Annotated in this window: 24 protein-coding genes; 18 read left to right on the top strand and 6 right to left on the bottom strand. The window is 70.1% G+C overall.

Features of this window, described 5'->3' with window-relative positions; all coding sequences use genetic code 11:
* From O7632_RS15355 to polA, 6 genes are all read left to right on the top strand, one after another.
* Positions 1-810: an ABC transporter ATP-binding protein gene (locus O7632_RS15355; protein ID WP_278120065.1), complete on the top strand. Its 810-nt coding sequence runs from the start codon at positions 1-3 to the stop codon at positions 808-810.
* On the top strand, positions 800-1,510 hold the full coding sequence (locus O7632_RS15360) for an ABC transporter ATP-binding protein (RefSeq protein ID WP_278115041.1): 711 nt from the start codon (positions 800-802) through the stop codon (positions 1,508-1,510). Before O7632_RS15355 ends, O7632_RS15360 begins: the two co-directional genes overlap by 11 nt.
* 37 nt (positions 1,511-1,547) lie before the next feature.
* Positions 1,548-2,447 carry an ABC transporter substrate-binding protein gene (locus O7632_RS15365; RefSeq protein WP_278115042.1) on the top strand — a complete coding sequence of 300 codons (900 nt, stop codon included), beginning with the start codon at positions 1,548-1,550 and terminating at the stop codon, positions 2,445-2,447.
* A gap of 55 nt (positions 2,448-2,502) precedes the next feature.
* On the top strand, positions 2,503-3,519 hold the full coding sequence (locus O7632_RS15370) for an amino acid ABC transporter permease (RefSeq protein ID WP_278115043.1): 1,017 nt from the start codon (positions 2,503-2,505) through the stop codon (positions 3,517-3,519).
* Between the two features lie 92 nt (positions 3,520-3,611).
* Entirely contained in the window at positions 3,612-4,364 is a 753-nt protein-coding gene (locus O7632_RS15375; protein WP_278120066.1) for an amino acid ABC transporter ATP-binding protein, read from the top strand.
* A gap of 69 nt (positions 4,365-4,433) precedes the next feature.
* On the top strand, positions 4,434-7,121 hold the full coding sequence (gene polA / locus O7632_RS15380; RefSeq protein WP_278115044.1) for a DNA polymerase I: 2,688 nt from the start codon (positions 4,434-4,436) through the stop codon (positions 7,119-7,121).
* A gap of 58 nt (positions 7,122-7,179) precedes the next feature.
* Here the strand turns inward: polA and O7632_RS15385 are convergent, their stop codons facing one another.
* Positions 7,180-8,679, bottom strand: a complete 1,500-nt coding sequence (locus O7632_RS15385) for a SulP family inorganic anion transporter (protein WP_278115046.1) — start codon at positions 8,677-8,679, stop codon at positions 7,180-7,182.
* A gap of 205 nt (positions 8,680-8,884) precedes the next feature.
* Between O7632_RS15385 and O7632_RS15390 the strand changes: the two genes are divergently transcribed.
* From O7632_RS15390 to O7632_RS15400, 3 genes are all read left to right on the top strand, one after another.
* Positions 8,885-9,310: a MerR family transcriptional regulator gene (locus tag O7632_RS15390; protein ID WP_278115048.1), complete on the top strand. Its 426-nt coding sequence runs from the start codon at positions 8,885-8,887 to the stop codon at positions 9,308-9,310.
* Positions 9,311-9,398: 88 nt separating this feature from the next.
* Complete coding sequence (locus O7632_RS15395; protein ID WP_278115050.1) at positions 9,399-10,982, top strand: peptide chain release factor 3; 1,584 nt, start codon at positions 9,399-9,401, stop codon at positions 10,980-10,982.
* Between the two features lie 35 nt (positions 10,983-11,017).
* Complete coding sequence (locus O7632_RS15400) at positions 11,018-11,737, top strand: spermidine synthase (protein WP_278115051.1); 720 nt, start codon at positions 11,018-11,020, stop codon at positions 11,735-11,737.
* Positions 11,738-11,772: 35 nt separating this feature from the next.
* Here the strand turns inward: O7632_RS15400 and O7632_RS15405 are convergent, their stop codons facing one another.
* From O7632_RS15405 to O7632_RS15420, 4 genes are all read right to left on the bottom strand, one after another.
* Positions 11,773-12,066: a DUF3140 domain-containing protein gene (locus tag O7632_RS15405; protein WP_278120068.1), complete on the bottom strand. Its 294-nt coding sequence runs from the start codon at positions 12,064-12,066 to the stop codon at positions 11,773-11,775.
* A 79-nt stretch (positions 12,067-12,145) separates the two neighbouring features.
* Positions 12,146-12,415 (bottom strand): DUF2945 domain-containing protein, encoded by a 270-nt coding sequence (locus tag O7632_RS15410; RefSeq protein ID WP_278115053.1) that lies wholly within the window; start codon positions 12,413-12,415, stop codon positions 12,146-12,148.
* 50 nt (positions 12,416-12,465) lie between these two features.
* Entirely contained in the window at positions 12,466-13,092 is a 627-nt protein-coding gene (locus O7632_RS15415; protein WP_278115055.1) for a Uma2 family endonuclease, read from the bottom strand.
* Between the two features lie 4 nt (positions 13,093-13,096).
* Positions 13,097-13,960 carry a class I SAM-dependent methyltransferase gene (locus O7632_RS15420; RefSeq protein WP_278120070.1) on the bottom strand — a complete coding sequence of 288 codons (864 nt, stop codon included), beginning with the start codon at positions 13,958-13,960 and terminating at the stop codon, positions 13,097-13,099.
* A 518-nt stretch (positions 13,961-14,478) separates the two neighbouring features.
* On the opposite strand from O7632_RS15420, the gene rpsA reads away from it, so the two are divergent.
* The 3 genes from rpsA (at position 14,479) to uvrB (ending at position 19,767) form a co-directional block, all read left to right on the top strand.
* A complete protein-coding gene (gene rpsA, locus O7632_RS15425) occupies positions 14,479-15,999 on the top strand; it encodes a 30S ribosomal protein S1 (protein WP_278115056.1) in 1,521 nt (506 codons plus the stop codon).
* A gap of 184 nt (positions 16,000-16,183) precedes the next feature.
* On the top strand, positions 16,184-17,377 hold the full coding sequence (gene coaE / locus O7632_RS15430) for a dephospho-CoA kinase (RefSeq protein ID WP_278115058.1): 1,194 nt from the start codon (positions 16,184-16,186) through the stop codon (positions 17,375-17,377).
* A gap of 272 nt (positions 17,378-17,649) precedes the next feature.
* Complete coding sequence (gene uvrB, locus O7632_RS15435) at positions 17,650-19,767, top strand: excinuclease ABC subunit UvrB (protein ID WP_278115059.1); 2,118 nt, start codon at positions 17,650-17,652, stop codon at positions 19,765-19,767.
* On the opposite strand, the gene O7632_RS15440 is transcribed toward uvrB, so the two are convergent.
* Complete coding sequence (locus O7632_RS15440; RefSeq protein ID WP_278115061.1) at positions 19,760-20,176, bottom strand: hypothetical protein; 417 nt, start codon at positions 20,174-20,176, stop codon at positions 19,760-19,762. The two genes, uvrB and O7632_RS15440, sit on opposite strands and share 8 nt — an antisense overlap.
* 124 nt (positions 20,177-20,300) lie before the next feature.
* Between O7632_RS15440 and O7632_RS15445 the strand changes: the two genes are divergently transcribed.
* From O7632_RS15445 to O7632_RS15470, 6 genes are all read left to right on the top strand, one after another.
* A complete protein-coding gene (locus O7632_RS15445; protein ID WP_278115063.1) occupies positions 20,301-21,158 on the top strand; it encodes a helix-turn-helix transcriptional regulator in 858 nt (285 codons plus the stop codon).
* Between the two features lie 29 nt (positions 21,159-21,187).
* Positions 21,188-21,376, top strand: a complete 189-nt coding sequence (locus O7632_RS15450) for a DUF397 domain-containing protein (protein ID WP_278115065.1) — start codon at positions 21,188-21,190, stop codon at positions 21,374-21,376.
* Between the two features lie 97 nt (positions 21,377-21,473).
* On the top strand, positions 21,474-21,689 hold the full coding sequence (locus O7632_RS15455; RefSeq protein WP_278115067.1) for a DUF397 domain-containing protein: 216 nt from the start codon (positions 21,474-21,476) through the stop codon (positions 21,687-21,689).
* A gap of 312 nt (positions 21,690-22,001) precedes the next feature.
* Positions 22,002-22,325 (top strand): PadR family transcriptional regulator, encoded by a 324-nt coding sequence (locus O7632_RS15460; RefSeq protein ID WP_278115068.1) that lies wholly within the window; start codon positions 22,002-22,004, stop codon positions 22,323-22,325.
* Positions 22,326-23,216 (top strand): hypothetical protein, encoded by an 891-nt coding sequence (locus O7632_RS15465; protein WP_278115070.1) that lies wholly within the window; start codon positions 22,326-22,328, stop codon positions 23,214-23,216.
* Between the two features lie 105 nt (positions 23,217-23,321).
* Positions 23,322-24,242 carry an STM4015 family protein gene (locus O7632_RS15470; RefSeq protein ID WP_278115071.1) on the top strand — a complete coding sequence of 307 codons (921 nt, stop codon included), beginning with the start codon at positions 23,322-23,324 and terminating at the stop codon, positions 24,240-24,242.
* Positions 24,243-24,245 lie beyond the last annotated feature (3 nt).

The following is a 24,245-nucleotide window of genomic DNA, read 5'->3' on the forward strand; positions in this document are numbered from 1 at the left end:
ATCGAAGCGACCGGGTCCGGCCCGACCGCCGCGACCCGCGAGCCCCTGCTCGAAGTCGATCACGTCACGCTGCAGTTCGGCGGCGTCGTCGCCCTCGACGACGTGGACTTCACCCTCTACAAGGGGGAGATCCTCGGCCTGATCGGGCCGAACGGGGCCGGCAAGACCACCTGCTTCAACGCGATGACCGGCATCTACCGGCCCACCAAGGGCGAGATCCGGTTCCGTGGCCAGGGGATCGTGGGCAGGAAGCGCCACCAGATCACCAAGATGGGGATGGCACGCACCTTCCAGAACATCCGGCTCTTTCCGGAGATGACCGCCCTGGAGAACGTCCAGGTCGGCGCGGACGCCCACCACAAGACCAGCGTCATCTCCGCGATGCTGCGGCTGCCCCGGCACTGGCGGGAGGAACGCGACGGTCGGGAAAAGGCCCGCGACCTGCTGGACTTCGTCGGCATCGGCCACCGGATCAACGAGATGGCCCGCAACCTGTCGTACGGCGAACAGCGGCGCCTGGAGATCGCCCGGGCGTTGGCGACCGACCCGGTACTGCTCTGCCTCGACGAGCCGGCGGCCGGCTTCAACCCGGCGGAGAAGGAAGAGCTGCTCCAACTGATCCGCCAGATCCGCGACCGGGGTGTCACCGTGCTGCTGATCGAGCACGACATGCGCCTGGTCATGGGGGTCACCGACCGGATCGTGGTGCTGGAGTTCGGAAAGAAGATCGCCGAGGGACTGCCCGCCGACGTGCGGGAGGACCACCGGGTGATCGCCGCCTACCTGGGAGTACCCGACGATGCTGCTTGAGATCGAGGACGTCAGCCTGCTGTACGGGCGGATCCAGGCGCTGCACGGCATCAGCCTTACGGTCGACGAGGGCGAGATCGTCGCCCTGATCGGTGCCAACGGCGCCGGCAAGTCCACCACCATGCGGGCCATCTCGGGGATCCGGCCGATCGCGTCGGGCCGGATCACCTTCGACGGCGAGGACATCTCCAAGCTCCGCGCCGACCTGCGGGTCCGCCGCGGGCTCTGCCAGGCGCCGGAGGGTCGGGGCATCTTCCCCGGCATGACGGTGCTGGAGAACCTCGACATGGGGGCGTACACCCGCAGGGACCGGGCGGGTATCGCCGCCGACCTGGACCGGGTGCTCGGCCTGTTCCCCCGGCTGGCCGAGCGGCGCAGGCAGGCCGGCGGCACCCTGTCCGGTGGTGAGCAGCAGATGCTGGCCGTCGGACGGGCGCTGATGAGCCGGCCGAAGCTGCTGCTGCTCGACGAGCCGTCGATGGGGCTCGCGCCGATGCTGATCCAGCAGATCTTCGACATCATCGTGGAGATCAACCAGCAGGGCACCACGGTTCTGCTCGTCGAGCAGAACGCCCAGCAGGCGCTCTCCCGGGCCCACCGGGCGTACGTGTTGGAGACCGGGAGCATCGTCAAGTCCGGCACCGGCAACGATCTGCTGCACGACCCGGCCGTCAAGGAGGCGTACCTCGGTGTCGCCTGACCCGGCACCGGTACGACCCGAAACCCTCGGAGGAATCGTGACAATCACCCACTCCCGAATCCGTCGGACCGTGGTCGGTGCCATCGGCGCGTTCGCTGTCCTGCTGGCCGCGACCGGTTGCGGTGAGCAGGACAGCACCGAGCAGCCGGGCGGTGCCGCGCCGAGCGCCTCGGCCGACGCCGACCTGGCCGCGCTGGTCCCGGACGAGATCAAGGCCGACGGCAAGATCCTGGTCGGCACCGACGCCTCGTACGCGCCGGCGGAGTTCCTGGACACCGACGGTGCCACGGTGATCGGCTTCGACGTCGACCTGTTCAACGCCGTCGCCGGTAAGCTCGGGCTGACCACCGAGTACGTGCCCAGCCAGTTCGACGACATCATCCCCGGGGTGATGTCCGGCAAGTACGAGATCGGGGTCTCCTCGTTCACCATCAACGACGAGCGCAAGGCGCAGGTCAACATGGTGTCCTACTTCGCGGCCGGCACGCAGTGGGCGGCGCCCGCCGGTGCGCCGGTCGACCCGGACGACGCCTGCGGCAAGCGGGTGGCGGTCCAGGCCGGCACCGTCCAGGTGGAGGACATCGAGGCCCGGTCGGCGGCCTGTACCGCCGCCGGCAACCCCGAGATCACCATCGAGCAGTTCCAGGGACAGGACCAGGCGACCGCCTCGGTGGTCTCCGGCAAGAACGACGCGATGCTGGCCGACTCGCCGGTCTGCGCGTACGCGGTCCAGCAAACCAACGGTGAGCTGGAGCTGGCCGGCGACATCTACGATTCGGCCCCGTATGGCTACGTGGTGGCGCAGGAACAGACCGCGTTCGCTGACGCGCTGGCCGAGGCGTTGACGGCGGTGATCGCCGACGGCAGCTACGAGCAGGCGTTGAGCAACTGGGGCGTCGAGGCGGGCGGGATCACCGACCCGGCCGTCAACCCCTGAGCCGCGTCGTCCACCGATGTCGGTGAATCCCTCTTCCGTTTCGGACGACGACGGCGTGGCACCGTCGTCGTCCGAAACGGGCCGGTCCCGGCCCGAGCCGATCAAGGCGGTGCCGGTACGCCATCCGGGGCGCTGGGTGGCGATCGGTGTGCTCGCCGTACTGGCCGCCATGTTCGTGCACCTGCTGGTCACCAACGACCGGTTCCAGTGGACGTTCATGGTCGACAACATGTTCCGGCCGCCGATCGTCGAGGGGGTCCGGACCACCATCACGATGACCGTGCTGGCGATGGTGATCGGCATCGCCGTCGGCGTGCTGGTCGCCGTGATGCGGCTGTCCGGCAACCCGATCCTGGCCGGGGTCGCCTGGCTCTACACCTGGTTCTTCCGGGCCGTGCCCCGGGTGGTGCTGCTGGTGCTCTTCGGCAACCTCGGGATCCTGTGGGAACGGCTGGAGTTCGGTCTGCCGTTCGACCGGCAGCTCGGAGCGCTGTTCGGGGTCACCGACTTCGAGGCCCGGATCTGGGGCTTCGACGCCCGGACGGCGATCAGCGGCTTCGTCGCCGGGCTGCTCGGGCTGGCGCTGTCCGAGGCGGCGTACATGGCGGAGATCGTCCGTGCCGGCATCCAGTCGGTGGATCCCGGTCAGGCCGAGGCGTGCGCCGCGCTCGGCATGAGTCAGGGGTTGACCCTGCGCCGGGTGGTTCTGCCGCAGGCGATGCGGGTGATCGTGCCGCCGACCGGCAACGAGACGATCGCGATGCTCAAGGACACCTCGCTACTGGCGTTCGTACCGGTGACCAACGAGCTGTTCTTCCAGCTGTCGGCGGTCGGATCGCGGACCTTCCAGGTCTTTCCGATGCTGGTCGCCGCCTGCCTGTGGTATCTGGCGCTGACCAGCGTGCTGATGGTCGGGCAGTTCTTCGTCGAACGCTGGTTCTCCCGTGGCTTCGGCTCGGGATCCGGCCAGCCGACCCGGCAGCGTCCCCGACCGGCCGGCGGGCCGGCGGGCACCGCCACCGCGACGGCCACCCCGACGGCCGGCGCCACCGAGCCGGGAGGGCCCTCATGACCGATCCGACCGGCGGCACCACCGATCGCGCGGCCGCCGCCGACCCTGCTGCTGGCACCGGCCCTGCAGTTGGCACCGGCCCGGACGGCACGATGGTGTACGCCGAGAACGTACACAAGTCGTTCGGGTCGCTGGACGTGCTCAACGGTGTCGACCTGGCGGTACGGCCGGGCGAGGTGTGCTGTGTGATCGGCCCCTCCGGGTCCGGCAAGTCGACGTTCCTGCGCTGCGTCAACCATCTGGAGAAGATCGACGGCGGGCGGATCTGGGTCGACGGGTCACTGGTCGGTTACCGGCAGCGGGGCGACAAGCTGCACGAACTGCCGGCCCGGGAGGTGGCCGCCCAGCGCCAGTCGATCGGCATGGTGTTCCAGCGGTTCAACCTCTTCCCGCACATGACCGCCCTGGCCAACGTGATGGAGGCGCCGCTACGGGTCCGCCGCGAATCGAAGCAGCAGGTCCGGGAGCGGGCGGCGGCGCTGCTGGACCGGGTCGGCCTGGCGGACAAGGCGGCGGCCTATCCGGGTCAGCTGTCCGGCGGACAGCAGCAGCGGGTGGCGATCGCCCGGGCGTTGGCCATGCGGCCGAAACTGATGCTCTTCGACGAGCCGACCAGCGCGCTGGATCCGGAGCTGGTCGGTGAGGTGCTCGACGTGATGCGGGACCTGGCCCGGGACGGGATGACCATGATCGTGGTGACCCACGAGATCGGGTTCGCCCGCGAGGTCGGCGACTCACTGGTCTTCATGGACGGCGGCGTGGTGGTCGAGGCCGGCGAACCCCGGCAGGTGCTCGCCGAGCCCCGGCACGAACGAACCCGGGCATTTCTGAGTAAAGTCCTCTGACCAGGCGGGGTGTCGTCGGCCGCGAGCCGCCGGGCGACCTGTCGTACCCCCCGACTAGAGTCGCTTGACGTGACCGACGACGCGCCCCGCCTGTTGCTTCTCGACGGCCATTCCCTGGCCTACCGGGCGTTCTTCGCCCTACCGGTGGAGAACTTCTCCACCAGCACCGGGCAGCCCACCAACGCGGTCTATGGCTTCACCTCCATGTTGATCAACGTCCTGCGCGACGAGCGGCCGACGCACATCGTGGTCGCCTTCGACATCTCCCGCCGCTCGTTCCGTACCGAGCGTTACGCCGACTACAAGGCCGGCCGGTCGGAGAGCCCGGCCGACTTCGCCGGCCAGGTGAGCCTGGTCCAGGAGATCCTCGCCGCGCTGCGCATCCCGTTCGTCACCAAGGACAACTACGAGGCCGACGACATCATCGCCACCCTGGCCGGCCAGGGCCGCGACGCCGGCATGGACGTGCTGATCTGCACCGGTGACCGGGACGCCTTCCAACTGATCGACGACCGGGTCACCGTGCTCTACCCCCGTAAGGGCGTCTCCGACCTGGCCCGGATGGACCCGGCGGCGGTCACCGCCCGCTACGGTGTCGGCCCGGGGCACTACCGGGATCTGGCCGCGCTGGTCGGCGAGTCCAGCGACAACCTGCCCGGAGTGCCGGGCGTCGGGCCGAAGACGGCCGCCAAGTGGATCAGCCAGTACGGCGGGCTGGACGGTGTCATCGCCCACGTCGACCAGATCAAGGGCAAGGCCGGCGAGAGCCTGCGGGAGCGACTCGCCGACGTGATGCGCAACTACGAGATCAACGGCCTGGTCGCCGACTTGGAGCTGCCGGTCACCGTGGCCGACGCCAAGTGGGCCGGCTGGGACCGCGAAGCCGTCCACCAGGTCTTCGACACCCTGCAGTTCCGGATCCTGCGCGACCGGCTCTATCAATACCTCGACGCCGTCGAGCCGGAAGCCGAAGCCGGCTTCGACCTGGCCGGCGAGGTGCTCGGCGCTGGCGCGGTCGCGTCGTGGCTGGCGACCCATGCCCCGGCCGGGACCGCCGTCGGCGTCGCGGTCGCCGGCACCTTCGGCCGGGGCACCGGCACCCTGACGGCGGTCGCGGTGGCCACCGCCGACGGTGCTGCCGCCTGGTGGGACCCGGCCGGGCTGGACGCCGCCGACGAGGCAGCGGTCGCCGACTGGCTCGCCGACGAGCGGCGGCGCAAGGTGCTGCACGACAGCAAGCCGGCCCGGCTGGCGTTCGCCGCGCACGGCTGGTCGCTGGCCGGCATCGACCGGGACACCGCCCTCGCCGCCTACCTGGCCCGCCCCGACCAGCGCTCCTACGACCTGGTCGACCTGGCGCTGCGGTACCTGCACCGGGAGCTTCGGGTCGACGCCCCGGACGACGGCCAGCTCACCCTCGACGGGCTCGGACCGCAGGGCGAGATCGAGCAGAACCTGATGTTGCGGGCCCGCGCCACGCTCGACCTGGCCGCCGCGATCGACACCGAGCTGGCCCGCGACGGGGACGCCTCGACCCGGCTGCTCGCCGAGGTGGAGCTCCCGCTGGTCGAGGTGCTCGCCGGCATGGAGCAGGCCGGCATCGCCGCGGACACCCAATATCTGACCGAGCTGGAGGCGCTGTTCGCCGCCGAGGTCAAGGCGGCCGCGCAGGCGGCGTACGGGGTGATCGGCCGCGAGTTCAACCTGGGCTCCCCCAAGCAGCTGCAGGAGATCCTTTTCACCGACCTGGGCCTGCCCAAGACCAAGAAGATCAAGACGGGCTACACCACCGACGCGGACGCGTTGCAGTGGCTGTTCGTGCAGACCGAGCATCCGCTGCTGGCGCACCTGCTGCGCCACCGTGACGTGGCCCGGCTCAAGTCGACCGTCGACGGCCTGCTCAAGTCGATCTCCGACGACGGGCGGATCCACACCACCTTCCACCAGACGGTGGCCGCCACCGGCCGGCTCTCGTCCACCGACCCCAACCTGCAGAACATCCCGATCCGCACGGAGGAAGGCCGCCGGATCCGCCGGGCGTTCGTGGTCGGCGCCGGCTACGAGTCGTTGCTGACCGCCGACTACAGCCAGATCGAGATGCGGATCATGGCGCATCTGTCCGGTGACGAGGCGTTGATCGAGGCGTTCAACTCCGGCGAGGACTTCCACGCCGTCACCGCGTCGTCGGTGTTCCAGGTGCCGTTAACCGAGGTGGCCCCGGAGCAGCGTCGCCGGATCAAGGCGATGAACTACGGCCTGGCGTACGGGTTGAGTGCCTTCGGCCTGTCCCAGCAGCTCGGCATCGCCACCGACGAGGCCAAAACGCTGATGGAGGAGTACTTCCGCCGGTTCGGTGGGGTCCGCGACTACCTGCAGACGCTGGTCGCCCAGGCCCGCCAGGACGGCTACACCTCCACCGTTCTCGGCCGCCGTCGCTACCTACCCGACCTGGTCAGCGACAACCGGCAGCGGCGCGAGATGGCCGAGCGGATGGCGCTCAACGCCCCGATCCAGGGCTCCGCCGCCGACCTGATCAAGGTGGCGATGTTGCACATCGACGGCGCGCTGCGCGCCTCGACGCTGCGGTCCCGGATGCTGCTGCAGGTCCACGACGAGCTGGTGTTCGAGGTCGCGCCGGGGGAGCGGGCCGACCTGGAGGAGCTGGTCCGCCGGGAGATGGGCGGCGCGTACCCGCTGTCGGTGCCGTTGGAGGTCTCCGTCGGCGTCGGCGACGACTGGCACAGCGCCGAGCACTGAACCTCCGGCGCCGCCGCCGGAGGGGCGCTGGCGTGCGGTTCTGGCGTGTTGGTGGCGGTCAGTGGCCGACTTTGAGCTGGCCGGCGAGGGTGCCGTGGATGCGGGCGCTGGGCTGGTTGAGTTCGATGATCTCGACGGTCTTGCCCCGGGCGGCGTACTTGGTGGTGATGGCGTCGAGCGCGGCCACCGACGAGGCGTCCCAGACGTGAGCGTGCGACATGTCGATGATCACGCGGTCGGGGTCGCCGGTGTAGTCGAACTGGTGCACCAGGTCGTTGCTGGAGGCGAAGAAGAGTTCGCCGTGCACCGAGTAGATCCGGGTGCTGCCGTCGGGGTCGAGGACACTGGTGACCTCCACCATGTGCGCCACCCGGCGGGCGAAGATCACCATCGCGGTGAGTACGCCGACGATGACGCCGATGGCGAGGTTGTGGGTGATCAGCACCGCGCCGACGGTGGAAGCCATCACGACGAGTTCACCCCACGGCATGCGCTTGACGGTGGCGGGGGCGACGCTGTGCCAGTCGAACGTCGAGACCGCGACGATGATCATCACGGCGACGAGGGCGGCCATCGGGATCCGGGCGACGACGTCGCCCAGGGAGACGACCAGGATCAGCAGGAACACCCCGGACAGGAAGGTCGACAGCCGGGTCCGGGCACCGGACACCTTGACGTTGATCATCGTCTGGCCGATCATCGCGCAGCCGCCCATGCCGCCGAAGAACCCGGTGACGATGTTGGCCACGCCCTGCCCCCACGATTCGCGGGTCTTGTTCGAGCCGGTGTCGGTGATGTCGTCGACCAGCTTGGCGGTCATCAGCGACTCCATCAGCCCGACCAGGGCGATCCCCAGCGCGTACGGGGCGATCACCTGCAGTGTCTCCCAGGTGTACGGAATCTGTGGCAGGCCCAGTGTCGGCAGGCTGTCCGGCAGCGCACCCTGGTCGCCGACGGTCGGTACGGCGAACCCGGCGGCGACCGTGACCACGGTCAGCACGACGATCGCGACCAGCGGCGCGGGCACCGCCCTGGTCAGCCGGGGCAGACCGACCATGATCACCAAGGCGACGGCGACCATCGGGTAGACCAGCCACGGCACGCCGATCAGATAGGGCATCTGGGCGGCGAAGATCAGGATGGCGAGCGCGTTGACGAAGCCGACCATCACACTGCGCGGGATGAACCGCATCAGGCGGGCCACGCCGAGCGCGGCGAGCAGCACCTGCAGTACCCCGCCGAGGATCACCGCCGCGACCAGATGATCGAGTCCGTGGTCACGGGCGAGCGGCGCGACGACCAGCGCGATTGCGCCGGTCGCGGCCGAGATCATCGCTGGCCGGCCACCGCAGATCGCGATGGTGACCGCCATCGTGAACGAGGCGAACAGCCCGACCCGGGGGTCGACCCCGGCCAGGATCGAAAACGAGATCGCCTCCGGGATCAGCGCGAGTGCCACCACCAGACCGGCGAGGACCTCGGTCCGGAACACCTTGGGTGACAACCACGACGGGCGGGACGGACGCAGCCGGAACACGGCGGGCGAAGACGCAGACATTCGACCTTTTCCGAGCAGAGAACGCGACGTGCGCGCGGATGAGGGGGAGCGACACCGACGGTGCGCCGAATCGACCGTCGGAACTCTACTGTCTCGTAAGAGTCGAGTGGTGCCGCTCGTGACGATGATCACCGGTACCGCGTTGCGATACCCTGTGCCGGCCCAGGTGCGACAGAAACGGCAGAGAAGGGGCGGAATCGGCGGCATGCCACCGAGCGGACTGATGCAGATCGGCGAGGTGGCCGAGCGTACCGGCCTGAGCCTGCGCACCATCCGCTACTACGAGGAAGTCGGGATCGTCGTACCGGCCGCCCGCAGCCAGGGAGGGTTCCGGCTCTACACCGACGCCGACGTGGCTCGGTTACGGGTGGTCAAGCGGATGAAGCCACTGGACTTCAGCCTGGAGCAGACTCGGGAGCTGCTCGACGTGCTGGACCGCCTCGCCGCCGAGCCGCCGGGAATCGACGCCGAGGAACGCCTCCGGCTGGTCGCGACGCTGCGTGACTTCCACGACGGGGTACGGGCACGCGCCACCGCGCTGGAGGCGCAGCTACGGACGGCTCGCGAGTTCGCCGCCGAACTGACCGAGCATCTGGCTGTGCTCGGCCAGCCCGCTGGAGCCGGCCGTTGACCGACCCCGCAGCCGGCCGCTGACCGAGGCCAGTCTTCCGTTGCGTTAAGGTTCCGGGGTGTCTGTGGTCTCGACGGGAACCAGCGCCATGAGCGACGTGGTCGCCGAGGCGACGCGGCGGCGTACCTTCGCGGTGATCTCCCATCCGGACGCCGGCAAGTCGACGATCACCGAGGCTCTCGCCCTGCACGCCCGGGCGATCACCTCGGCCGGCGCGGTACACGGCAAGGGCGACCGCCGTGGCGTGGTGTCCGACTGGATGGCCATGGAACAGCAGCGCGGGATCTCGATCACCTCGGCGGCGTTGCAGTTCACCTACCGCGACATGGTGATCAACCTGCTCGACACCCCCGGTCACGCCGACTTCTCCGAGGACACCTATCGAGTGCTGACCGCCGTCGACTGCGCGGTGATGCTGCTCGACGCCGCGAAGGGCCTGGAACCGCAGACGTTGAAGCTGTTCGAGGTGTGCCGGCACCGCCGGGTGCCGGTGATCACGTTCATCAACAAGTGGGACCGCCCCGGACGTGAGCCCCTCGAATTGCTTGACGAGATCGAGCAGCGGATCGGGCTGCGCTGCACCCCGCTGACCTGGCCGGTCGGCGTCGCCGGGCAGTTCCACGGGGTCGCCGACCAGCGCACCGGAGGCATGGTCGAGTTCACCCGTACCCCCGGCGGAGCCACCGCCGTCGTGGAGGAGGACCTCACCGCCGACGAGGCCGCCCGCCGGTACGGCGCCGACTGGACCCAGGCGGTCGAGGAGCTGGAGCTGCTCACCGCCACCGGCGCCGTCCACGACCGGGCCGCGTTCGTCGCCGCGTCCACCACCCCGGTGCTGTTCGGCGCGGCGGTCACCAACGCCGGCGTACGGCAGCTGCTCGACGTGCTCGTCGACACCGCGCCGGCCCCGGCGGCCCGGCCGGACACCAGCGGCAGCCCGCGACCGCTGGACGCCCCGTTCGCCGGGTTCGTGTTCAAGACCCAGGCCAACATGAACCCGGCCCACCGCGACCAGGTGGCGTTCGTGCGAGTCTGCTCCGGCCGGTTCGAACGCGGCATGGTGGTCACCCACGCCGGCACCGGCCGCCCGTTCGCCACCAAGTACGCCCAGCAGGTCTTCGGCCGCGACCGGGACACCATCGACGAGGCCTACCCGGGTGACGTCGTCGGCCTGGTCAACGCCACCGCGCTCGGCATCGGCGACAGCCTGTACGCTCCCGGTCCGGCGGTGACGTTCCCGCCGCTGCCGTCGTTCGCCCCGGAGCATTTCGTGGCGATCCGGGCCACCGACTCGTCGAAGTTCAAACGGTTCCGGCGGGGCATCGAACAGCTCGACGGCGAAGGCGTGGTCCAGGTGCTGCGCTCGGACCGCCGGGGCGAGCAGACCCCGGTGCTCGCGGCGGTCGGGCCGATGCAGTTCGAGGTCGCCACCCACCGCCTCGCCGCCGAGTTCGGCGTTCCCACGGCGGTCGACCACCTGCCGTACAGCCTGGCCCGACGCACCGACGCGGGCAGCGCGGCCGCGCTCAACGCCGCACCCGGCGTCGAGGTGATGACCCGGGTCCGCGACGGCGAACTGCTCGCCCTGTTCCCCGACAAGTGGCGACTGTCCACCGTGCGCAACCGCGACCCGGACCTGGTGCTCGAACCCCTGCTCGCCGACGCCCAGTGACGGCCGGCCCTGACCACACCCACCGGGAGGCTGCGATGTCGGCACGGTTCGCGGAACTGGACTGGCGGGTCACCCCGATGGGGGAGATCAGCCTGCGGCGACGGCGGGATCCGACCGTCGACCAGGACGTGTACGAGGTGAAGCTGGGCGCCGATTTCCTGATGTCGAGCCTGTTCACCGTCGCCGAGGTCGCGCTGGCCCGGCTCGCGCTCGACGCACTCACCGTCGACACCGACCTCGACGTGGTCGTCGGCGGTCTCGGCCTCGGCTACACCGCGTCGACCGTCCTGGACCGCCCGTCGGTACGGTCGCTGGTCGTGGTCGACGCGGTGGACGCGGTCATCGACTGGCACCGCCAGGGTCTGGTACCGCTGGGTCTGCGGATCGCTGCCGATCCCCGGTGCCGGCTGCGGCACGGCGACTTCTTCGCCCTGACCACCGGGCCGGGCGGGTTCGACCCGGACCAACCAGGGCGACGGTGGCACGCGATCGTCGTCGACATCGACCATTCGCCGACGCATCTGCTGCATCCGGGGCACGCGGACTTCTACCAGCCGGACGGGCTGCGTCGGCTGGCCGACCACCTGCATCCGGGCGGGGTCTTCGCGCTGTGGTCCGACGACCCGCCGGACGACGCGTTCACCGCCCGGCTCGCGCAGGTGTACGCCACCGCCCGGGCCGTTGTGGTCACGTTCGCCAACCCGCTGCATGGCGGCACCTCGGCCAACACCGTCTACCTGGCGACCCGCCACTGATCCTCACGCGGGTCACCCTTTGAGTGGTCGTGGGGTCACCCGTTGAGCGGGTCGTGGCCCCAGTTCATCAGCGAGTACCGCCACCGGGTGTCGGTGACGTCACCGGCGGGGCGTTGCGCCAGATGGCGGTGCACGTACCCGACGACTTTGCGCATGTGGGCGTAGTCGTCGTCGGACAACGCCTCCCGTTTGGTCTGCAGCAGCGCGACGATCCGCCGGCCGGACGCGTGCCCGACGGACTCGCCGCCGGCGGCCGAATGCTGTCCGGCGTCCTTGGACTCCGGGGTGCGCAGCCACCGCTCCAGCTCACCCGGGCTCATGTTGACCACCTCGACGAAGGCCCGGTACGCCTGGGCCGCGCCGCCGTCACCACTGGATCGGCCGGGCGGCCGTCGGGTCGCCGTACGGTCACGACTCACGGCGCAACGCCTCCGGTTTGTGCACCGCGTCGCGGCCGGACTTGTCGCTGCGGACCCGGTACTGCGGGTGCTGCGGGTCGGCGACCACGGTACGGCCGGCGGCCTGCCGCCGCGAGGTGATCTCCTCCTCGACGGTGCCCGGTACGGTCACCCCATGGCTGCGCCAGTTGACCCGGTCACCGGGCTCGGCGTGCTCGACCGGACGGCCGGGGCGCTGGTCGGGGCGGTCGCCCTCGCGGGGGCGTTTGTTCCTCGCCATGCCGGCCGGGTACCCACCGTTCGTGCGGGCAATCCCGCCCGGTACTCCGCCTACGGGGTGATTTCGTCGATCGGCAGCTTCACCGGGAACGGGGCGTCGAGTTCGAGCAGGTCGGCGCTCTCGGCGACGAGGGCGTACTCCCGCTCGCCGCTGGCGCCCGGCCGGTCGCCGAGCCGGTACGGGTAGATCCGCACCGGGTCCTGTTCGACCCGCCAGTAGTGGCCGATGCCGACGGCGGCATACCCGGCCGGCCGGTGGAACCGATCCCGGCGGCGGGTCGCCGGGGAGACCACCTCGACGACCAGCAGCACCTCGTCGGGGGTCAGGTAGTGCCGGTCGCGGCTGCCTTCGGCCCGGTGCAGCAACACGTCGGGCTCGTAGGTGTCGCGCGGCCCGACCGCGACCCCGACCGCCTGGGCGGCCCGGTAGCCGTCCGGTGCGTGCCGGTGTAGCCAGGCGCAGAGCAGGGACGAGATGTTCTGGTGACTGAGAGTGGGGGACGGGACCACGGTCAGGACTCCGTCGAGGAGTTCGACGCGGGGGGCGTCGGCGGGCAGGGCGAGGACGTCTTCGATGCGGTAGTCGGCCAGCTGCTGCCGGACCGGGTCCGGCTGCCATGGTGCGGTCCACGCCTTGGTGGACGGCGCTGCGACCAGGCGGCTCGGCTCGGCGCTCACCCGGTCAGCGTACCGCCGCCATGGCGCCGGTGCGGGCAACCGGCGGCGCGGTGGCGGGCTTGTCCGCGACGAAGATCGCGGTGCCCGGGAAGAGCCGGCCGCGCAGCGGACTCCACTGTCCCCAGATCTGCTCGTGCCCGTCCGGCCAGGGCGGCTCGACGACGTCGCGTAGGGCGAAGCCGGCGGCGACGAGTTCGCGGACCCGGTCGCCGACCGTACGGTGCTGCTCGACGTAACTGGGGGTGCCGTCGGCGTCGGTCTCGACGTACGGCCGTCGGTCGAAGTAGGAATGCACCGCGACCAGGCCGCGCTCGCCCGGGTCGTCGAGGAAGATCCAGCGCATCGGGTGGGTGACGGCGAAGACCCAGCGCCCGCCGGGGCGCAGCACCCGGTGCACCTCGCGCATCACGGCGGCCGAGTCGGCGACGAACGGCACCGCGCCGAACGCGGTCCAGACGGTGTCGAAGGCGGTGTCGACGAAGGGCAGGGTCAGCGCGTCGGCCTGGACCAGTGGCACCGCGACGCCGCTGCGGTCGGCGCCGGCGACGGCTTGGCGCAGCATGCCCGCCGACAGGTCCAGTCCGACGGCGTGGGCGCCCTGGCCGGCGAGCCACCGGCTGCCGCCGGCGGCCCCGCAGCCGAGTTCGAGCACGCGCCGGCCGGCGACGGCACCGAGTAGTCCGGCCTCGGCCTCCCGCAGTCCTTCCGGGCACCAGCGCAGGTCGACGTCGCCGAGGAAGTCGCCGTGCTCGGCCTGGTACGCGTCGGCGTCGGCGTCCCACCAGCGCCGGTTGGCGTGCCGAGCCTGACTGTCGGTGACCGCAGTTCGGGTCACCCGTGAATCGTCGCCGTCCGGTGCGGTGGTCACCGTGGGTTCGTCGGAATCCGGCACGGTGGTCACGCTACGTTCGTCGACGGCGGGTACGCCGCCGGGCTGGTGTGCTCCTGAGGTCACCCGGAGACCGTACGGCGAGCCGATGGTGGGAGCGTGCCCGGCCTCGCGTGCTACTCTTGATCACCTTCGAGCATAGTGTGATCTGCGTCACACGACGCCGGAGAATGGCCGTCTATCCCCGCCTGTGGGTCCGTTTTCTCCCGACCGTCGAACTGTGCCGTCGGATAGCTCCCGGGAGGGCTTGCACGCTGTGGTAATGCAACCGGTAGGCTAGAGGATGCGCTCGCGGATCGTGTGCCTCGGCAGGGAGCAGGTTCGCGGTCGGCGGTTACATCCCGATGATGGCAGCGGCGGTCGATGATCCCCCGGTCACGTTCGGTGACCTGGACGTCATCGTCGCGATGTGCCCGCCGGCGGATCCGTGAGCCACGCCAGGTCACCGCGACGACAAACCAGCTGTGACACCCATCCGATCCGGAGCAACCGCCCACATGACGAGCAGCATCGAGGCCACCTCGAGCGCCCCCAAGGTCACCGTCGACGACCTCGGCTCCGAGGAAGCATTCCTCGCCGCGATCGACGAGACCATCAAGTACTTCAACGACGGCGACATCGTGGAAGGTACCGTCGTCAAGGTCGACCGGGACGAGGTCCTGCTCGACATCGGCTACAAGACCGAGGGAGTCATTCCCTCGCGTGAGCTGTCGATCAAGCACGATGTCGACCCCGCCGAGGTGGTCTCGGTCGGCGACCACATCGAGGCCCTTGTCCTGCAGAAGGAGGACAAGGAAGGTCGGCTGATCCTGTCGAAGAAGCGGGCCCAGTACGAGCGCGCGTGGGGCACCATCGAGAAGATCAAGGACGAGGACGGCGTCGTCCGCGGCTCGGTCATCGAGGTGGTCAAGGGTGGTCTCATCCTCGACATCGGGCTGCGCGGCTTCCTGCCCGCCTCGCTGGTCGAGATGCGCCGGGTCCGTGACCTGCAGCCGTACGTCGGCCGCGAGCTCGAAGCCAAGATCATCGAGCTGGACAAGAACCGCAACAACGTGGTGCTGTCCCGCCGGGCCTGGCTGGAGCAGACGCAGTCCGAGGTGCGCACCGAGTTCCTCAACAAGCTGCAGAAGGGCCAGGTCCGCAAGGGCGTGGTCTCGTCGATCGTCAACTTCGGCGCCTTCGTCGATCTCGGCGGCGTGGACGGTCTGGTGCACGTCTCCGAGCTGTCCTGGAAGCACATCGACCACCCGTCCGAGGTGGTCGAGGTGGGCCAGGAGGTCGAGGTCGAGGTGCTCGACGTCGACCTCGACCGCGAGCGGGTCTCGCTGTCGCTCAAGGCCACCCAGGAAGACCCGTGGCGTCAGTTCGCCCGTACCCACGCGATCCAGCAGATCGTGCCGGGCAAGGTGACCAAGCTGGTGCCGTTCGGTGCGTTCGTCCGTGTCGACGACGGCATCGAGGGCCTGGTGCACATCTCCGAGCTGGCCGAGCGGCACGTGGAAATCCCGGAGCAGGTCGTCCAGGTCGGCTCCGACGTCATGGTCAAGGTTATCGACATCGACCTGGAGCGTCGTCGGATCTCGCTGTCGCTCAAGCAGGCCAACGAGGGCTTCGTCGAGGGCGAGGAGCACTTCGACCCGACCCTCTACGGCATGGCCGCGACGTACGACAACGAAGGCAACTACATCTACCCGGAGGGCTTCGACCCGGAGACCGGGGAGTGGCTGGAAGGCTTCGACAAGCAGCGGGAGACCTGGGAGACGCAGTACGCCGAGGCGCGTACCCGCTGGGAGGCCCACACCAAGCAGGTCCAGACGGCCCGTGCCGCCGACGCCGACGCCGCTGCCAACCCGGCCCCGGCCCCGGTGGCCGCCACCGGCGGTGGCACCAGCGGTGGTGGCGGGGGAGCGACGTCCAGCTCCACGCCGTCGCGGTCCAGCGAGGAGCCGTCGGGCACGCTCGCCACGGACGAAGCGCTCGCCGCGTTGCGCGAGAAGCTGGCCGGCGGCAAGAGCTGAGCAGCGGCAAGAGCTGACCAGCGGTAACTGAACAGCACCGAGGTCCCGCCGGGCGTACGCCCGGCGGGACCTCGTCTGTGGTGACCCCGCCGTCGCAGGTGTGCGACGGGCGTCCGGCGACGGGCGTCCGGCGTCTGTCACCCCCGGGCGTTCGCCCTCGCCGCCGGTCGGGTTCACTGTCGAGATGCTCAAGGTGGGACTCACCGGTGGGATCGGAGCGGGCAAGAGCGCGGTCGCCACACGACTGGCCGGCCACGGAGCGGTGGTGATCGACGCCGACGTCCTCGCCCGGGAAGTGGTCGCCCCCGGCACCGACGGCCTCGCCGAGGTCGTCGCGGCCTTCGGCCCGGAGATCCTCGACGCCCGAGGTGCCCTGGACCGGCCGGCGCTCGGTGCCCGGGTGTTCGCCGACACGGACCTCCGTCGACGGTTGGAAGCCGTCGTGCACCCCCGGGTCCGGGCCCGTACCGCCGAACTGACCGCCGCCGCCCCCGCCGACGCGATCGTGGTCAACGACGTGCCGCTGCTCGTGGAAACCGGCCTGACCGGGACGTACCACCTGGTGATCGTGGTGTCGGCCGACGCCGAGCTGCGGATCGACCGGCTGATCCGCGACCGGGGGATGACCCGCGACGACGCGCGGGCCCGGGTCCGCGCCCAGGCCGACGACGCCCGGCGTCGGGCCGCCGCCGACGTCCTGCTGGACAACAGCGGAAGCCGCGACGACCTGGCCGCCGCCGTCGACCAGGTCTGGCACGACCGGCTGGTGCCGTACGAGTCCAACGTACGGGCAGGTCGTCCCGCCGCGCGGCAGCCGTTGGCCGTCCTCGCCGAGCCCGACCCGACGTGGCCGACGCAGTTCGACCGGCTGGCCGCCCGGATCCGGCACGCGGTCGGCGCGGACCGCCGCGTCGACCACGTCGGATCCACCTCGGTCCCCGGCCTGCCGGCCAAGGACGTCATCGACATCCAGCTGACCGTCGGCTCCCTCGACGACGCGGATCGGTGCGGCCCGGCACTTGCCGCCGCCGGGTTCCCCCGGCTGCCCGGCGACTGGTGGGACAGCGCGAAACCGGATCCCGGCGAGGTGCCGGCCGCGCGGCGCTGGCCGAAGCGGCTGCACGGCAACGCCGACCCCGGTCGGGCGGTCAACCTGCACGTACGAGTCGGCGGCTCGCCCGGCTGGCGTTATGCCCTGGCGTTCCGCGACCACCTGCGGGCCGACCCGGCGGCCCGGGCCGACTACCTGGCCGTCAAGCGACGGATCGCGGCGACGGCGCCGACCACCCGGGAGTACGCGGCGGCGAAGGAACCCTGGTTCGACGAAGCCTGGCCGCGCCTGCTGCGGTGGATCGAGCAGACCGCCTGGCAGCCGTGACCGGATCAACCGGCGGGAGGTGGGGCGCTCGCGGCGGGCGGGTCACGCGGGGCGTGACGACGTCGGATGCGCTCGCCGGCTGGTGCCGGGGCAGCTACCCTGACGTCCGGACCCCGGCGCGCCGGTGTGGGCGCTGCCGTCGATCCGCGCGGCCGCCGCGAGCGGCCTACCCTGCAACGGTATCGCGGGTGAGGCGACCCACACAATGACAATATCGAAGCCGGTCGGCGACCGGCCGCGTCCTGTCGGACCCACGGCGTAGGTTGGTTGCCATGGCGCTCGACATCCCGCGACTCGACGGCCGGTTCCAGGTCGTCAGCGACTACTCCCCGGCCGGCGACCAGCCGGCAGCCATCGACGAGCTTGAGCGTCGGGTGCGTCGCGGCGACCGCCACACCGTGCTCCTCGGGGCGACCGGCACCGGCAAGAGCGCCACCACCGCCTGGCTGGTCGAGCGGCTGCAGCGGCCGACCCTGGTGATGGCCCCCAACAAGACGCTCTGCGCCCAGCTGGCCAAGGAGTTCCGCGAGCTGATGCCGCACAACGCGGTGGAGTACTTCGTCTCCTACTACGACTACTACCAGCCCGAGGCGTACATCCCGCAGACCGACACCTACATCGAGAAGGACTCCTCGATCAACGAGGAGGTGGAGCGGCTGCGGCACTCGGCGACCATGTCGCTGCTGACCCGCCGCGACGTGATCGTGGTGGCCACCGTGTCGGCGATCTACGGCCTGGGCACCCCGCAGGAATACCTCGAACGCGCGGTCAAGGTCGCCACCGGCGCCGAGCAGGACCGTGACTCGCTGCTGCGCCGCCTGGTCGACATCCAGTACACCCGCAACGACCTGTCGTTCAGCCGGGGCACCTTCCGGGTCCGCGGTGACACACTGGAGATCATTCCGGCGTACGAGGAGTTGGCGGTCCGGATCGAGTTCTTCGGTGACGAGATCGAGCGCCTCTACTACCTGCACCCGTTGACCGGTGACGTGGTCCGCGAGGTCGACCAGTTGCTGATCTTCCCGGCGACGCACTATGCCGCCGGCCCGGAGCGGATGGAGCGGGCGATCCGCGACATCGAGGCCGAGTTGACCGACCGGCTCGCCGAGCTGGACCGGCAGGGCAAGCTCCTCGAGGCGCAGCGGCTGCGGATGCGCACCACCTACGACATCGAGATGATGCGGCAGGTCGGCTTCTGCTCCGGCATCGAGAACTACTCGATGCACATCGACGGGCGCGACTACGGCAGCCCGCCGCACACCCTGCTCGACTACTTCCCGGACGACTTCGTCACCGTCATCGACGAGTCGCACGTGACGATCCCGCAGATCGGCGGCATGTTCGAGGGCGACGCCTCCCGTAAACGGATGCTGATCGACCACGGGTTCCGGCTGCCCAGCGCCGCCGACAACCGGCCGCTGCGCTTCGACGAGTTCCTGGAACGGGTCGGTCAGATGGTGTTCCTGTCGGCCACCCCCGGCACCTGGGAGATGGAGCAGTCGGCCGGCGAGTTCGTCGAGCAGGTGATCCGCCCGACCGGCCTGGTCGACCCGCAGGTCAAGGTCAAGCCGACCAAGGGCCAGATCGACGACCTGATGCACGAGATTCGGCTGCGTACCGACCGCGACGAGCGGGTGCTGGTCACCACGTTGACCAAGAAGATGGCCGAGGACCTCACCGACTACCTACTGGAGCACGGCATCCGGGTGCGCTACCTGCATTCCGAGGTGGACACGTTGCGCCGGGTCGAGCTGCTACGCGAGCTGCGCAAGGGCGACTACGACGTACTGGTCGGCATCAACCTGCTCCGCGAAGGGTTGGACCTGCCGGAGGTGTCCCTCGTCGCGATTCTCGACGCCGACAAGGAAGGCTTCCTGCGTAGTGGCCGGTCGCTGATCCAGACCATCGGCCGGGCCGCCCGTAACGTCTCCGGCGAGGTCCACATGTACGCCGACAAGATGACCCCGTCGATGGCGGACGCGATCGACGAAACCAACCGGCGGCGGGCCAAGCAGGTGGCGTACAACGAGGCCAACGGCATCTCGCCGGAGCCGTTGCGGAAGAAGATCCACGACATCCTCGACGACATCTACCGGGAGGCCGACGACACCGACGGCGCGCTCGCCGGTCGGTCGGTCGGCGGCTCCGGCCGGCAGATGTCGCGCGGCAAGGGCCCGGTGCCGGAGACCCGCAGCAAGGGCCGGGCCGCCGCCACCCCGTCAAGTGCCGGGATGGCCCGCGCCGACCTGGCCCAACTGATCCAGGAGCTCAACGACCAGATGCTCAACGCCGCCCGCGAGCTGCAGTTCGAGCTGGCCGCCCGGATCCGCGACGAAATCTCCGAGCTGAAGAAGGAGCTGCGGGCGATGGACGTCGCCGGCGTCAGCTGAGCCGACCGCCGGGGCGGTAGAGCTGGGCCAGCTCGGCGCCGGGTCGCTGGTAGGCCCGCCACAGCAGCCCCCAGGTCTCGTCGAGTCCTGTCTCGTCGTGGCGCTGCTCCTCGGCAGGATCGTTGTCGGGAGCTGCCTGCCCGAGCGGTGTTGACGGCTGCGCAGGCCAGCCCGGCTCACCGGGGCGGATCAGCTCCAGCTCGCCCCATTGCAGGTAGAAGTCCCAGGCGTCCTCGACGGTACGGAAGACGCCGACCTCACGGATCTCCCGCTGCGGATGCCGGAAGTAGACCAGCGCCTCGTCGGCGTACTCCAGACCCCAGCCGACGGCCGGAAACTCCGGCGCTCCGTCCGCCGGGTCGACCGGCTCGATCAGCAGGAACTGCGCCGGAACCGAAGTATCGCTCACTGTTCCTCCAAGTTGTCTCTCATGGGATTCCCATATTTCTCGAGGTTTGCCAGACATTCAAGGCTTGAAGTTTGGCGATGGCTCGCTTACCCTCTGTCGCGGATGGAGGTGGACAGAAGTGGCGATGCCTGCAAGTCCCACGATCAGACGCCAACGGCTCGGCGGCGAGCTGCGGCGGCTGCGCCGCGCGGCCGCAATGACGCTGGAGCAGGTGTGCGACCAGCTCAGCTGGGCGTCAACCTCGAAGCTGTCCCGGCTGGAGCTCGGCCAGAGCCGACCCGACCTGGCCGACATCCTGGACCTGCTCGACGTCTACCACGTCGTACCGGCCGAACGGGAGAAGCTGATCATCATCGCCCGCGACGCCGCCGCCACCCGAGGGTGGTGGAAGGCGCTCGGGTCGATGGGTCAACGCCAGCGTGGCTACACCGAGCTCGAAGCCAGCGCTGCCACGATCTTCGAGTACCAGCAACTGTTGGTGCCTGGGCTGCTGCAGACCCCGGAGTACGCCCGGCTGAGGGTCCGCTCCGGTCGCGACGTCTACGGAGACCTCGACATCAACGCTGACACCTTGGCGCGCACCGCCCGACAGGAACTGCTGCGTCGCGAACATCCGCCGCACTACGAGGCGGTCATCGACGAGAGCGCCCTGCTGCGGGCCAGCGTGCCGCCGGAGACCCGGCGCGGCCAGCTGCGCCACCTGACCGCGCTCAGCGAGCTGGACAACGTCACCATCCAGGTGCTGCCGCTCGAAGCGGTCGTGCACGACTCGTTCATGCCGCACACCAGCTTCTCGCTCTACTCGTTTCCTGACCCGGCCGATCCCCGCACCGTCGTGCTGGAGACGTTGACCAGCGACATTCACCTCACCGACGACGAGGACGTGGTCCTCTACGCTCGGATCGGCCGCTGGTTGCAGCAGGCGGCGCTGCCGGTCGATGAAAGCCGGGATCTGCTGGCTAAGCTGGTGGCAGAGAGTTGATTGAATCGCCTGCCGAAAGGGGGTGCGGCATGGAGTCGACCCCAACCGAGTGGCTGCGTTGGCGTAAGAGCAGCCGCAGCAACGCCAACGGTAACTGCGTCGAGGTCGCCCCAGCCGGCGGGGTGGTGGCGGTCCGCGACTCCACCGACCCGACCGGTCCACGGCTGGCCTTCCCCGCCACCGCCTGGCGCTCCTTCGTGGACGGCCTGCGCGGCTGACCGAACAGCTCCGGTGCCTTGCGGTCGTCGGTTACGGAGCTTGGATCGGCACGCGTTGAGGGACATGGTTCGCCAGGCAGTTGAGGAGCTACCCCAGATGTATGACCTGACCGGAGCGGTGTGGCGCAAGTCCAGCCGTAGCAACAACAGCAACAACTGCGTCGAGGTCGCGACCGGCGTACCTAGCCGCGACGGGGTTGTTGCCGTACGTGACAGCAAGGAGCAGGACGGTCCGGCGCTGATCTTCGGCCGTGACGAGTGGAGGGAGTTCCTCATCGGCGCTCACGCGGGCCACTTCGACCTCAAGCCGTGACGTGACTCGCCTACCGACTAGGCCGTTGAGGAGCTAGCTGTCGCGGTGGTGTACGAGCAGCCACAGTTAGGCAGCCTGGCGCTCCTTCGTGCACGGCCTGTACGGCTGACGCTACGCGGCGAGACGCGTCGGAAATCGTCGTATCGACGGCGGACGGCCGGAACCCGAACTCCGTTTGGGCGTGATCCCCCTGCGGGATCATGATCCCGCAGGGGGATCACGCCCAAAAATGGTGTCACCCTCCGAGGCCCAGGCGATCCTCTCCGGTCCCGCACTGGACGAGGCTGTGCGGCGCACAGTACTGTGTGGCACATGGTTGGCGACAGGCTGGAGCTTGAGCTGCGCCGGGGCGTTGTCGTCCTGGCGGTGCTGTCACAGCTGGGCGAGTTCCGCTACGGCTACGAGCTGCGCCAGTCGCTGTCCGACAACGGCCTCCCGATCGAGGAGGGGACGCTCTACCCGCTGCTGCGGCGGTTGGAGAGCCAGAGCGTCCTGGTCAGCGAGTGGCGGACCGAAGGGCAGCCACGCCGCTACTACCGCCGCAGCCCTGCCGGGGAGGAGCTGTACGTCCGGCTCCGGGACTCGTGGCATGGGATGAACGAGGCCATGGGCCAGCTGCTGAAGGGCGACAGGTAGATGCTGACCACCGAGGAACTGATCGACGCGTACGTGGCCGACGTGGCGCGGTTGCTGCCCCGCCGGCAGCGTAGGGACGTGGCGCTCGAACTGACGACGCTGCTGCGCGACGAACTGGCCGACAGCGACGATCCGGTGGCCCGGCTGCGGGCCTTCGGCCGCCCCGCCGAGGTGGCCGCCCGGTACGGGCAGCCACCGATCGCCATCGACCCGGCCGACACCCGCCGCTTCGTCCGACTCGGCGTCGCCGGTGTGCTGGTGATCTGGCTGCTCGGCGTGGCCGCCGCGACCGACGTCGTCGATTGGTACTGGACGTACGGGCTGTCGGCGTTCTGGTGGCCCGGATTCCTCGTCGTGGCGTTCGGCCTCGCCGGCTGGGCGCGGCGTCGGTGGCCGGACCGCTTCGCCTGGCGGCCGCGCCGATCGGCCGCCGGCCGGGTCGTCCGGTCCGGCCGGATCGCCGCCTTCGCGTTCTACGTCGCCGGTACGGTCGTGCTGGTCAACGCCGCCTGGCTGCTGGATCAGCTCGGGGCCGCGCCGCAGGCCGTGCGGGCCCTCACCTTCGACGGTGAGTTCGCCCAGTTCCGTGGCCCACTCGTGCTCGCCCTGCTGATCGCCACACTGGCGCACCACCTCGTGGTCACCATCCACGGCCGGTGGCGGCCGGTCACCCGTACCGTCGGGATGCTCCTCGGACTGGCCATCTGCGCGGTGCTGACCTGGGTGCTGTTCGCCGGACCGGTCTACCTGAGCCCCGAAGCCGACCGTACCGCCAAGTTCTGGGTCGCCGTCATCGTCGCGGTGAGCCTCGTCGACCTGCTGATCGAGGCCGGGCGTCTGGTGCGACAGCGGGCCGCCGGACCGATGGCACCGCCGTTGGGCGCGATCTGAGCTGGCGAACCCACGGCACGACAGCGCGGATACGGGCAGCGGGGCGTCGCGGCGGATTGTTATCGTGCCGGGTCCGCAGCCCACCCCGTACCCGGAGCGCCGCCGATGACGATCAACGAGCACATCACCGCCTTCGCCGGACTGCCGGTGGTCGCGTTCGACCCGCAGACGGCGGCGGAGCACGCCGGCACCCCGGTCGCCTGGCGACTCAGCGCGTCGGAGGAGGACGAGGTCGATTTCGCGCAACTCTTCACCACCTGGCTGGACACCGTCGACCCGGCGAGCGTCGACGCGCTGGTCGTCGGCGACTGGGGTGAACCGTGGGACGTCGCGTTCCCGTTGGAGCTGCTGGTCGACGCCGCACCCCGGCTGACCGACCTGCGAGCCGTCTTCCTCGGTGAGATGACCTTCGACGAGTGCGAGATTTCCTGGATCCTGCAGCCCGACGTCACCCCGCTGCTGGCCGCCTACCCGGCGCTGCAGGTGCTGCGGGTACGCGGTGCGATGTCGCTGCTGTTGCAGCCGGTCCGGCACAGCGGGCTGCGGGAGTTCGCCATCGAGTCCGGCGGACTGCCGGCCGCCCTCACCCGTGCCGTCGCCGCCAGCGATCTGCCGGCCTGCACTCATCTGGAACTGTGGCTGGGCACTCCCGACTACGAAGGTGATACCTCGGTGGACGACCTGGCGCCGATCCTCGACGGCACCCGGCTGCCCGCCCTGCGTACCCTCGGGTTGCGTAACGCCGAGATCGCCGACGCGGTCGCGGCGGCGCTGGCCACGGCGGCGGTGGTGCCCAGACTGGACACTGTCGACCTGTCGCTGGGCACCCTCGGTGACGGCGGGGCCACCGCCCTGCTCGCCGGGCAGCCGCTGACCCACCTGCGCCGACTCGATCTGCACCGGCACTACCTGTCCGACGCGATGATGGTCCGACTACCGGCCGCGCTGCCCGGTGTCGACATCGACCTGAGCGACCAACAGGAGGTCGACGCGCACCGGGGGCGGTACGTGGCGGTCGGCGAATGACCG

The sequence above is a fragment of the Solwaraspora sp. WMMD406 genome, assembly GCF_029626025.1.
In the GTDB taxonomy this organism is placed as follows: domain Bacteria; phylum Actinomycetota; class Actinomycetes; order Mycobacteriales; family Micromonosporaceae; genus Micromonospora_E.

Excerpts from the sequence above, each read along its gene's own strand:
- uvrB (WP_278115059.1), top strand. The coding sequence starts at position 17,650 with ATGGCGCTCGACATCCCGCGACTCGACGGCCGGTTCCAGGTCGTCAGC.
- O7632_RS15390 (WP_278115048.1), top strand. The coding sequence starts at position 8,885 with ATGCCACCGAGCGGACTGATGCAGATCGGCGAGGTGGCCGAGCGTACC.
- O7632_RS15395 (WP_278115050.1), top strand. The coding sequence starts at position 9,399 with ATGAGCGACGTGGTCGCCGAGGCGACGCGGCGGCGTACCTTCGCGGTG.
- O7632_RS15445 (WP_278115063.1), top strand. The coding sequence starts at position 20,301 with ATGCCTGCAAGTCCCACGATCAGACGCCAACGGCTCGGCGGCGAGCTG.
- O7632_RS15360 (WP_278115041.1), top strand. The coding sequence starts at position 800 with ATGCTGCTTGAGATCGAGGACGTCAGCCTGCTGTACGGGCGGATCCAG.
- rpsA (WP_278115056.1), top strand. The coding sequence starts at position 14,479 with ATGACGAGCAGCATCGAGGCCACCTCGAGCGCCCCCAAGGTCACCGTC.
- O7632_RS15455 (WP_278115067.1), top strand. The coding sequence starts at position 21,474 with ATGTATGACCTGACCGGAGCGGTGTGGCGCAAGTCCAGCCGTAGCAAC.
- O7632_RS15460 (WP_278115068.1), top strand. The coding sequence starts at position 22,002 with ATGGTTGGCGACAGGCTGGAGCTTGAGCTGCGCCGGGGCGTTGTCGTC.
- O7632_RS15450 (WP_278115065.1), top strand. The coding sequence starts at position 21,188 with ATGGAGTCGACCCCAACCGAGTGGCTGCGTTGGCGTAAGAGCAGCCGC.
- O7632_RS15375 (WP_278120066.1), top strand. The coding sequence starts at position 3,612 with ATGGTGTACGCCGAGAACGTACACAAGTCGTTCGGGTCGCTGGACGTG.
- O7632_RS15385 (WP_278115046.1), bottom strand. The coding sequence starts at position 8,679 with ATGTCTGCGTCTTCGCCCGCCGTGTTCCGGCTGCGTCCGTCCCGCCCG.
- O7632_RS15470 (WP_278115071.1), top strand. The coding sequence starts at position 23,322 with ATGACGATCAACGAGCACATCACCGCCTTCGCCGGACTGCCGGTGGTC.
- O7632_RS15410 (WP_278115053.1), bottom strand. The coding sequence starts at position 12,415 with ATGGCGAGGAACAAACGCCCCCGCGAGGGCGACCGCCCCGACCAGCGC.
- coaE (WP_278115058.1), top strand. The coding sequence starts at position 16,184 with ATGCTCAAGGTGGGACTCACCGGTGGGATCGGAGCGGGCAAGAGCGCG.
- O7632_RS15465 (WP_278115070.1), top strand. The coding sequence starts at position 22,326 with ATGCTGACCACCGAGGAACTGATCGACGCGTACGTGGCCGACGTGGCG.
- O7632_RS15400 (WP_278115051.1), top strand. The coding sequence starts at position 11,018 with ATGTCGGCACGGTTCGCGGAACTGGACTGGCGGGTCACCCCGATGGGG.